Source organism: Nocardia sp. (genome assembly GCF_025465275.1).
Classification (GTDB): Bacteria; Actinomycetota; Actinomycetes; order Mycobacteriales; family Mycobacteriaceae; genus Nocardia.
Genome location: NZ_JAODNK010000073.1, coordinates 167,597 through 176,673, shown reverse-complemented (window position 1 = coordinate 176,673; position 9,077 = coordinate 167,597). Strand labels below are relative to the sequence as shown.

The 9,077-nt window shown below is 66.5% G+C and carries 6 protein-coding genes; 5 read left to right on the top strand and 1 reads right to left on the bottom strand.

The annotated features are described in order from the left end of the window. Positions 1-1,481: glyoxylate carboligase (gene gcl / locus JWN03_RS17380; protein ID WP_297615752.1), on the top strand; the 1,481-nt coding region annotated here is incomplete at its 5' end. An 8-nt stretch (positions 1,482-1,489) separates the two neighbouring features. Further along, complete coding sequence (locus JWN03_RS17375) at positions 1,490-2,656, top strand: glycerate kinase (protein WP_297615750.1); 1,167 nt, start codon at positions 1,490-1,492, stop codon at positions 2,654-2,656. On the opposite strand, the gene JWN03_RS17370 is transcribed toward JWN03_RS17375, so the two are convergent. Beyond that, complete coding sequence (locus tag JWN03_RS17370) at positions 2,653-3,381, bottom strand: IclR family transcriptional regulator (RefSeq protein WP_297615770.1); 729 nt, start codon at positions 3,379-3,381, stop codon at positions 2,653-2,655. The two genes, JWN03_RS17375 and JWN03_RS17370, sit on opposite strands and share 4 nt — an antisense overlap. 100 nt (positions 3,382-3,481) lie before the next feature. Between JWN03_RS17370 and JWN03_RS17365 the strand changes: the two genes are divergently transcribed. The 3 genes from JWN03_RS17365 (at position 3,482) to JWN03_RS17355 (ending at position 9,077) form a co-directional block, all read left to right on the top strand. Further along, positions 3,482-4,648 carry a pyridoxal-phosphate-dependent aminotransferase family protein gene (locus JWN03_RS17365; protein WP_297615748.1) on the top strand — a complete coding sequence of 389 codons (1,167 nt, stop codon included), beginning with the start codon at positions 3,482-3,484 and terminating at the stop codon, positions 4,646-4,648. A gap of 140 nt (positions 4,649-4,788) precedes the next feature. Further along, complete coding sequence (locus JWN03_RS17360) at positions 4,789-6,132, top strand: MFS transporter (RefSeq protein ID WP_297615746.1); 1,344 nt, start codon at positions 4,789-4,791, stop codon at positions 6,130-6,132. Next, complete coding sequence (locus tag JWN03_RS17355; protein ID WP_297615744.1) at positions 6,129-9,077, top strand: FAD-binding and (Fe-S)-binding domain-containing protein; 2,949 nt, start codon at positions 6,129-6,131, stop codon at positions 9,075-9,077. The genes JWN03_RS17360 and JWN03_RS17355 overlap by 4 nt, the downstream gene beginning before the upstream one ends.

The window sequence follows — 9,077 nt, the reverse complement described above, 5'->3', positions numbered from 1 at the left end:
GCATTACCGGGCAGGCGCCGGTGGCGAAGCTGCACAAGGAGGACTTCCAGGCAGTCGATATCGCCTCCATCGCCGCGCCGGTGAGCAAGTGGGCGGTCACCGTGCTGGAGCCCGCGCAGGTGCCGGGGACCTTCCAGAAGGCGTTCCACCTCATGCGCGAGGGCCGACCGGGACCGGTGCTGATCGACCTGCCGATCGATGTGCAACTCGCCGAAATCGAGTTCGATATCGAGACTTACGAGCCGCTGCAGGTGCATCGTCCGGCCGCGACCCGAGCCCAGGCCGAGAAGGCCCTTGTCATGCTGAACACGGCCGAGCGCCCGCTGATCGTGGCGGGCGGCGGCATTGTGAATGCCGGTGCGGCGGACCTGCTCGTCGAATTCGCCGAGCTGACCGGGATTCCGGTGGTGCCGACCCTGATGGGCTGGGGCACGATTCCCGATGATCACCTGCTGCATGCGGGCATGGTCGGGTTGCAGACTTCGCACCGCTACGGCAATGCGACGCTGCTGGAGTCGGATTTCGTGTTGGGTATCGGCAATCGTTGGGCCAACCGGCACACCGGCGGCATCGAAACCTATACGCGGGACCGCACTTTCGTGCACGTCGATATCGAGCCGACGCAGATCGGCCGGGTGTTCGCCCCGGACTTCGGCATCACCTCCGATGCGGGTGCGGCGCTGCAGGTGTTCATCGAGGTCGCCCAGGAGATGGCGGCGCTGGGCACGCTGACCGACAGGACCGACTGGGCCGGTCAGGTCCGGGCCCGAAAGCAGGTGGGGCAGCGCAAGACTCACTTCGACGCGGTGCCGCTGAAACCGCAACGGGTCTGGGAGGAGATGAACAAGGCATTCGATCGCGATACCCGCTACGTCAGCACCATCGGCCTGTCGCAGATCCAGGCGGCGCAGCTGCTGCACGTCTACAAGCCGCGGCACTGGATCAATGCGGGCCAGGCCGGGCCGCTGGGCTGGACCCTGCCCGCCGCCCTCGGCGTCGCCACGGCCGATCCCGATGCCACCGTGGTGGCCATCTCCGGTGACTACGACTTCCAGTTCCTCATCGAGGAATTGGCCGTCGGCGCCCAGTTCGGCATCCCGTATATCCATGTGCTGGTGAACAACTCGTACCTGGGTCTGATCCGTCAGGCGCAGCGGGCGTTCAGCATGGACTACTACGTCCAGCTCGACTTCGACAATATCAACAGCCCGGAGGTCGGCGGCTACGGCGTCGACCACGTCAAGGTGGTGGAGGGTCTGGGCTGCAAGGCAATTCGGGTCTTCCAGCCGGACGGGATCGGGCCCGCACTGGAGCAGGCGAAGAAGCTGATCGCCGAATACGGCGTGCCCGTGGTGGTGGAGTGCATCCTGGAGCGGGTCACGAATGTGTCCATGGGCCTCGAAATCGACAATATCGTCGAATTCGAGGAGCTGGCCGAAACCGCCGCGGACGCGCCCACCGCAATCGCACTGCTGGACTGAGGGATTCGATGGCCCGCGTATTGATCGCGTCCGACAAGTTCAAGGGGTCGATGACCGCCGCGGAGGTCGGCGCGGCCGTCGCGGCCGGTATTCGGCACGTGCTGCCGAACGCGGACGTGTCGGTCGTGCCCGTCGCCGACGGCGGTGACGGGACCGTCGCGGCGGCGGTGGCAGCCGGGTTCGTCGCGATTCCGGTGCGCGCCACCGGGCCTACCGGCGAGCCGGTCGAGACCAGCTATGCGCGGCGCGGCGAGATCGCCGTCGTGGAGCTGGCGGATGTCTCCGGGCTGGTCCGGTTGCCCGGCGGGGAGTTCGCACCCATGACGGCCACCAGCCGGGGGACCGGAGAGGTGATCGACGCGGCGATCACCGCCGGCTGTCGCCGGGTTGTGCTCGGCATCGGCGGCAGCGCGAGTACCGATGGCGGCGCGGGACTGCTGCGGGCGCTCGGTGCCCGCCTGCTCGACGCCGAAGGAGCCGACATCGGCGACGGCGGTGCGGCATTGGATCGGCTGGACACGATCGACCTTGCGGCCCTGCGCGAACGGCTGGCTGGGGTCGAGATCACCGTCGCCTGTGATGTGGACAATCCGCTGACCGGTCCACACGGCGCGGCCGCCGTCTACGGTCCCCAGAAGGGCGCGGACGGTGCGCAAGTGGCGGCCCTGGATGCGGCGCTCACCCACTGGGCGGACGTTATCGCCGAGGCTACCGGCAATGATCTGCGGGACCGTGCGGGGGCCGGTGCTGCAGGCGGGGTCGGGTTCGCGGCGGTCGCCGTGCTCGGCGCAACGCTGCGCCCCGGCATCGAATTGGTGCTGGAGCTGGTCGATTTCGGTGCACAGCTCGCCGGTGCGGATCTGGTCGTGACCGGAGAGGGCATGCTCGACGAGCAGACGCTGTACGGCAAGGCCCCCGCCGGTGTCGCTGCAGCGGCCGGGGAGGCGGATGTGCCGGTCGTTGCCGTCTGCGGGCGGAATACGCTGACCGCCAAACGGTTACGCACGGCGGGATTCACGGCCGTCTATTCGCTGACGGAGATCGAACCGGACGTGCGGCGGTGCTTCACCGACGGTGCGGTATTGCTGCGACGACTCGGCGCGAGGCTCGCCGCCGAGCACCTGCCACCCGAATTCGCCGCTGCACCGAGTGAATTGGACTCTCAGCCCGGCTAACCGAGTCGCGCACCCAGACTGCTCGCCGCCTCCCGTACCGCCTCGCCGAACAGGATCTCCGATTCCGGTGTGAGGCGGCCGATCGGGATATTCACGCTGATGCTCGCGATCGGTTTCTCGTGGCCGCCCATGACGACGGCGGCCACCGCGCCGACGTCATTGCGCCATTCCCCGCGATTGACGGCGAAGCCGTGAGCCCGAATGGCGGCCAGTTCGGCGCGCAATTCGTCCGGTTCGGTGATCGTCGTATCGGTGTAGCGCGGTAGTTCGCCCACGAGCAGTTGCCTGATGACCTCGGAACTGCTGTTGGCAAGTACCGCTTTGCCATTGGCGGAGGCGTGCAGGGGCAGGGAGTGCCCGAGCGCCATGCTGGTGCGCACCGGTTTGTCGGTCTCCAGCCGCTCGATGAGCACCATTCTGCCGTCCTCCGGCACCGTCAGGTGGATGGTCTCCTCGGTGTGCCGGCGCAGGTTCTCCATGATCGGCAGGGCCGCCCCGCGCAGGCCGAGATCTCCGCCGGCGCGACTGCCGACCGCCAGCGCTTTCGTCGTCAGCACCCACCGGGTCACCTCACCCGAACCGGGACGAATCCACCCGGCCTCGTCGAGCGTGAGCAGCGCCCGCTGCACCGTGCTCTTGGGCATATCGAGCGCCCGGGCCAATTCGCCCACGCCGATGGGCTGCCGAGCGGCGACTTCCTCCAGTACGCGGAGCGTATTCAGCACGTTTCGCAAGGCCTTGACTCCTCGATCTGCGATACCTACCCTTACTGCACTTTTTCACGGCACAGTGTGCCATATCACGGCACAGATTGGAAATTGTGTGATGAGCGCTCGGAGTGGACGGCATTTCCTGCAGATCCCCGGACCGACGAATGTCCCGGACCGGGTACTGCGCGCCATCGCGCAACCGACCATCGACCACCGCGGACCCGATTTCGCGGAACTGACCCTGGACCTGCTGGTCAGGACCAAACCGGTATTCGGCACCAGCGGGCCGGTGATCATCTATCCCTCATCCGGCACCGGAGCGTGGGAGGCGGCGCTGGTCAATACCCTCTCGCCCGGTGATCGTGTGCTGGCATTCGAAACAGGTCACTTCGCAAGCCTGTGGCGGGATATGGCCGAACGTCTCGGCCTGATCGTCGAGTTCGTGCCCGGGGATTGGCGGCGCGGCGCCGAGCCGGCGGCCCTCGCCGAACGGCTGGCCGCCGACACCGCACACGGCATCGCCGCGGTGATGGTCGTGCACAACGAGACCTCGACCGGAGTCGCCAGCCGCATACCGGAGATCCGGGCGGCCATCGACGAGGCGGATCATCCCGCGCTGCTGCTGGTCGACACCATCTCCTCGCTGGGATCCATCGACTACCGGCACGACGACTGGGGTGTCGATGTGACCGTCGGCTGCTCGCAGAAGGGCCTCATGCTGCCACCGGGCTTGAGCTTCAACGCAATCAGCGAGAAGGCGCTCGCGGCCGCGGCGACGGCACGGCTGCCGAAGTCCTATTGGGACTGGACTGCCATCCTCGACACCAACGAGCACGGCTTCTACCCCTACACGCCGGCCACCAACCTGCTCTACGGACTTCGAGAAGCCTTGCTGCTCCTCGAAGAAGAGGGACTGCCCAACGTTTTCGCGCGGCACAACCGGCATGCCGCGGCAACCAGGGCTGCCGTCCGCGGCTGGGGCCTCGAGGTGCTGTGCGTGAACGAGCGCGAGTACTCCAGTTCTCTGACCGCAGTGCTGCTCGGCGAGCAGCACGATGCCGACAAGGTTCGCCGAATCATCCTGGACCGCTTCGACATGTCCCTGGGCACCGGCCTGGGCAAGCTCGCCGGGCGCGTATTCCGGATCGGCCACCTCGGCGACTTCAACGATCTGATGCTTGCCGGAACACTCTCCGGCGTCCAGATGGGGCTCGAGCTGGCCGGCGTCGATATCGACCCCGCCGGCACCCAGGCCGCCCTCGAGGTGCTGCGCACCGCCTGATACCCGCTGTGGCCCAGCGCTTTCCGCCGACAGCGGAGAGCGATCGGCCGCACGGGCAGTTTCTCCATGCTCTGCCACGAGCTGAGCGCCGATCCCAGCCTGCGCCGACCCGCGCGGGCCACCTACGAGGAGGTAGGTCGTTGATCGAGCGAACGTCCCCTGTCCGGCGACTGTCCGATAACAAGCGGTGGATCTACATTCTGCCGATCGTCGTCTTCATCTATGTCATCTGCTATATCGACCGAACCAATATCAGTTTCGCGCTTCCGCACTTGAAGACCGATATGAATCTCACCGGGGCCCAACAGGGTCTGGCGAGCGGCATCTTCTTCTGGGGTTACCTACTGCTCCAGATTCCCGGCGGCTATATGGCCGAAAGATGGAGCGCGAGAAGGTGGATCGCGATCCTGATGGTGTTGTGGAGCCTGGCCGCGATGGCGCAGGGCTTCACCCACTCCATCGGTCAGTTGCTGCTGGCCCGCTTCCTGCTCGGCGTCGCGGAGGGCGGCGTGCAGCCCGCGCTGATGGCCACCATCCGGGCCTGGTTCCCGTTTGCCGAAAGAAGCCGGGCCTTCGCGATATTCAAGCTCTACACCCCGATCGCGGCGATTGTCGCCGCACCGTTCTCCGGCGTCATTCTCACCTATTTCGACTGGCGGTGGATGTTCATCATCCAGGGCGGCGCGCCACTGGTCGTCGGGCTCGCGGCGTGGCTGGCGGTGGTCCGCGATACGCCGGCCAAAGCCGGGTGGCTATCGCAGACCGAGCGTGACCACATCGAGCGATCCCGGCTCGAAGAAGGTGAGCCGCTCGTCCATCACGGCACGTTCAAGGCGGCCTTCACCAGTCGGATCGTCTGGCGGTTCGCCCTCATCTACACCATGACCCAGATGGGTCTGCTCGGACTGACCCTGTGGTTGCCGAGCGTGCTCAAAAAGGCCTTCCACACCGATTTGAAGGTGGGGCTGGTGGCGGTGCTGCCCCAGATCGCCGCGGGAATCGCCATCATTCTGATCGGACGGTCGGCGGACCGGCGCGGCAGGCACGTCGCGCACATGGCGCTGGTGCTCGGCGCCGCGGCCATGATTCTCGTCGGCGCGAGTTTCATTTCGGCGGACCAGAAATGGCTCGTGCTCACGGCGATGATCCTCGGCACGGCGGCATCGATCGCCTGGTACGGGCCGTTCTGGGCGACGGTCACCAAGCTCACCCCCGTGGCGGCCGCGGGTGCGGGACTGGGGCTCATCAATGGCGTCGGCAATCTGGGCAGCTTCTTCGGGCCCTATATAGGCGGATGGCTCAGCGATATCAGCGGTGGGGGATACGCGCTCACGCAGGCGTTCTTCGGTGCGGTTTTCGCCATCGCGGCACTGCTGGTGCTGACCTTGCGAAAACCGCTGCGCGATGCGACGAAGGTCGAGATGTCCGAGCCCGCCGCCCCACCGCTATTGCCGATGGTCATGGATAAGAAGGACTTTCAATGACACTCTTCGAAACCGGCGTCGCCGTGCACAACCCATCGGACGTCGCCCTGCGGTTGGAACGTGCGCTGCGGGCGACCATGGACGGCGAGGTCGCCTTCGACGACTACAGCCGCCACCTATTCTCCCGCGACGCCAGCATGTACGCGATAACCCCACTGGGCGTTGCCTTTCCGCGGCACGCGGACGATGTCGCGGCAGCGGTGCGGGCCGCCGGCGAGCTCGGCGTGCCCATCGTGTCCCGGGGCGCGGGTACCAGCCTGGCCGGACAGACCGTGGGCCCCGGCCTGGTCCTGGACATGTCCCGGCACATGAACCGGATCCTGGAGATCGATCCGGTGGCTCGGACCGCGCTGGTGGAGGTCGGGGTGGTGCAGGATCAGCTCAATCGGGCCGTCGCCGCCCACGGGCTGATGTTCGGACCGGATACCTCGACCAGCAATCGGGCCACGATCGGCGGGATGATCGGAAACAATTCCGCGGGCAGCGGTTCCCTCACCTACGGCATGACGATCGATCATGTGCGGGCGCTGGAGGTGGTGCTCTCCAACGGTTCTCGCGCACGATTGGAATCGGTCGACGAGGCCGAGCGGAAGCGGCGGGCGGCCGCGGGGACGCTGGAAGGGCTGATCTACCAAGCACTTCCGGAGTTGGTCCTGGCCGGCGAGCAGGTCATTCGGGCGGGGATGCCCGTATTCTGGCGCCGCGCAGGCGGTTACCGGCTCGACCGGCTGGTGGGCTTCGGGGACGGGCAGCCCTTCGATCTGGCCAAGTTCGTGGTCGGTGCCGAGGGCACGCTGGTGGTCGTCACGCACGCGCTGGTGGATCTGGTGCCCAAGCCCGCACACACGGTGTACGCCGTCGGTCACTTCACCGATACCCCCAGCGCCATTGCGGCCACCACGGACGCATTGAGCTGCGAACCCCATCAGGTCGAGCTGATGGACCGCACGATTCTCGAATTGTCCCGGCAGAAGCTCGAATACGCCGGGCTCGGGAACATTCTTGTCGGTGATCCGGGGGCGCTGCTGTTCGTCTCGTTCAGCGGCGACGACGAGGCGGCACTGATCGCCGGCCTGGATCGGCTCGACGAGCTATGGCGGCGAAACGGCCACGGCTACCACACCATTCGCGCCATCACCCCGGCCGATCAAACCGCATTGCTGAAGGTCCGCAAGTCCAGCCTGGGTCTGTTGATGGCAGCGGGCGAGGGCACCCGCCGCCCGCTCGCCTTCGTGGAGGACACCGCCGTCGATCCGGTGCACCTGGTCGCCTACACCAAGCGGTTCAAGGAGATTCTCGACGAGCACGATATGCAGGCCGGGTTCTACGGCCACTGTTCGGTGGGCTGCCTGCACATTCGCCCGTTCGTCGATCTGACCGATCCCGGCGAGGTGGCCAAGATGCGCAAGGTCGCCGAGGCGGTCAAGGAACTTGTCGCCGAATACGGCGGGGTGAACTCCAGCGAACACGGTGACGGTCTCGCCCGCAGTGAGTTCAATCGCGAGATCTTCGGTGACGAGCTCTACGAGATGATGCGAAAGGTCAAGCAGCTCTTCGATCCGGACAACATCATGAACCCGGGCAAGATCGTCGACGCGCCTTCGATGACCGACAATCTGCGCGACCGTGATGCACTGCCGCCCGCACCGCCGATTACGACGGCGCTGAATTTCGAGGTGGTCGGCGGCATGCGTGGTGCGGCGGATCGATGCATGAATATCGGCCTGTGCCGCAAGGCCGGACCGGGCGTGATGTGCCCGTCCTACATCGCGACCAAGAATGAGGAGCACGCCACCCGCGGCCGGGCCAATGCCCTGGTGAAGGCCCTGTCCGAACCGGACCCGCACGCGGCGCTGGGTGGCGAACGATTGCACGAGATTCTCGACCTGTGCCTGATGTGCAAGGCCTGCAAGAGCGAATGCCCGATGAGTGTGGATATGGCCTCGCTCAAGGCCGAGACACTCGCGCACCATCACGAGATCCACGGAACGCCGTTGCGCTCACGGATCTTCGGCGCGATCCGGCTGCTCAACCGGCTCGGCTCGGCGACCGCACCGCTGTCGAACGTGCCCGGACGGGTGGAAATCCTGCGCCGGATCATGGACCGTTCGCTCGGTATAGCCTTCGCCCGGCCGCTGCCGGTCTTCCAGCGGGTCAATCTGATTCGCTGGTTCCGCCGCCACCGGCGGGCGGCGCCGCCGGTCTCCGGCTCGCTGGGCACGGTCAATTGGCTCGCCGATTCGTTCACCACCTTCACCGAACCGCATATCGGGCAGGCGGCCATCGAACTGCTGGAACGGTCGGGCTGGCAGGTGGAACTGGCGAGCGGCGGCTGCTGCGGCCGGTCGAGTATGTCCAAGGGGCTGCTTGAGGATGCGCGGAAAAAGGCTGCGGCGCTGGTCGATTCGCTCGTGACGACAACCGAACCGGGCTCGCCGATCGTCGGCTGCGAACCTTCGTGCCTGTTCATGCTGCGGGACGAGCACACCGCGCTGCTGCCGGATTCGGAGGACGTGCGCACGGTGGGACGCCGGGTCAAACAGGTCGAGGAATTGCTTGTCGAGGCGATCGATGCCGGTTGGCTCACCCTGCGCCCCGATTCCCCGCTCGCGGGACGGCGCATTGTGTTCCACGGCCACTGCCATCAGAAGGCAGAGGTCGGCACCGCCGCCACCATGGCGCTGCTGCAACGGATTCCGGGTGTCCGGGTCGAGGAAATCGACTCCGGCTGCTGCGGGATGGCGGGCTCCTTCGGTTTCGAATCCGAACACTACGAAATGTCGCTCATCGTAGGCGAAGACCGCCTGTTCCCGGCCCTCGCGGCCGAGCCGCAGGACACCATCGTGGCCGCCACCGGAGTGTCCTGCCGCCAGCAGATCTTCCACGGCGCGGGTCGCACGGCGTGGCATCCGGTCGAGCTGGTCCGGGAAGCACTGGGGGAGTAG

Bases quoted from the DNA above. Each gene is read 5' to 3' on its own strand.
- JWN03_RS17375 (WP_297615750.1), top strand. From the start codon at position 1,490: ATGGCCCGCGTATTGATCGCGTCCGACAAGTTCAAGGGGTCGATGACC.
- JWN03_RS17355 (WP_297615744.1), top strand. From the start codon at position 6,129: ATGACACTCTTCGAAACCGGCGTCGCCGTGCACAACCCATCGGACGTC.
- JWN03_RS17365 (WP_297615748.1), top strand. From the start codon at position 3,482: ATGAGCGCTCGGAGTGGACGGCATTTCCTGCAGATCCCCGGACCGACG.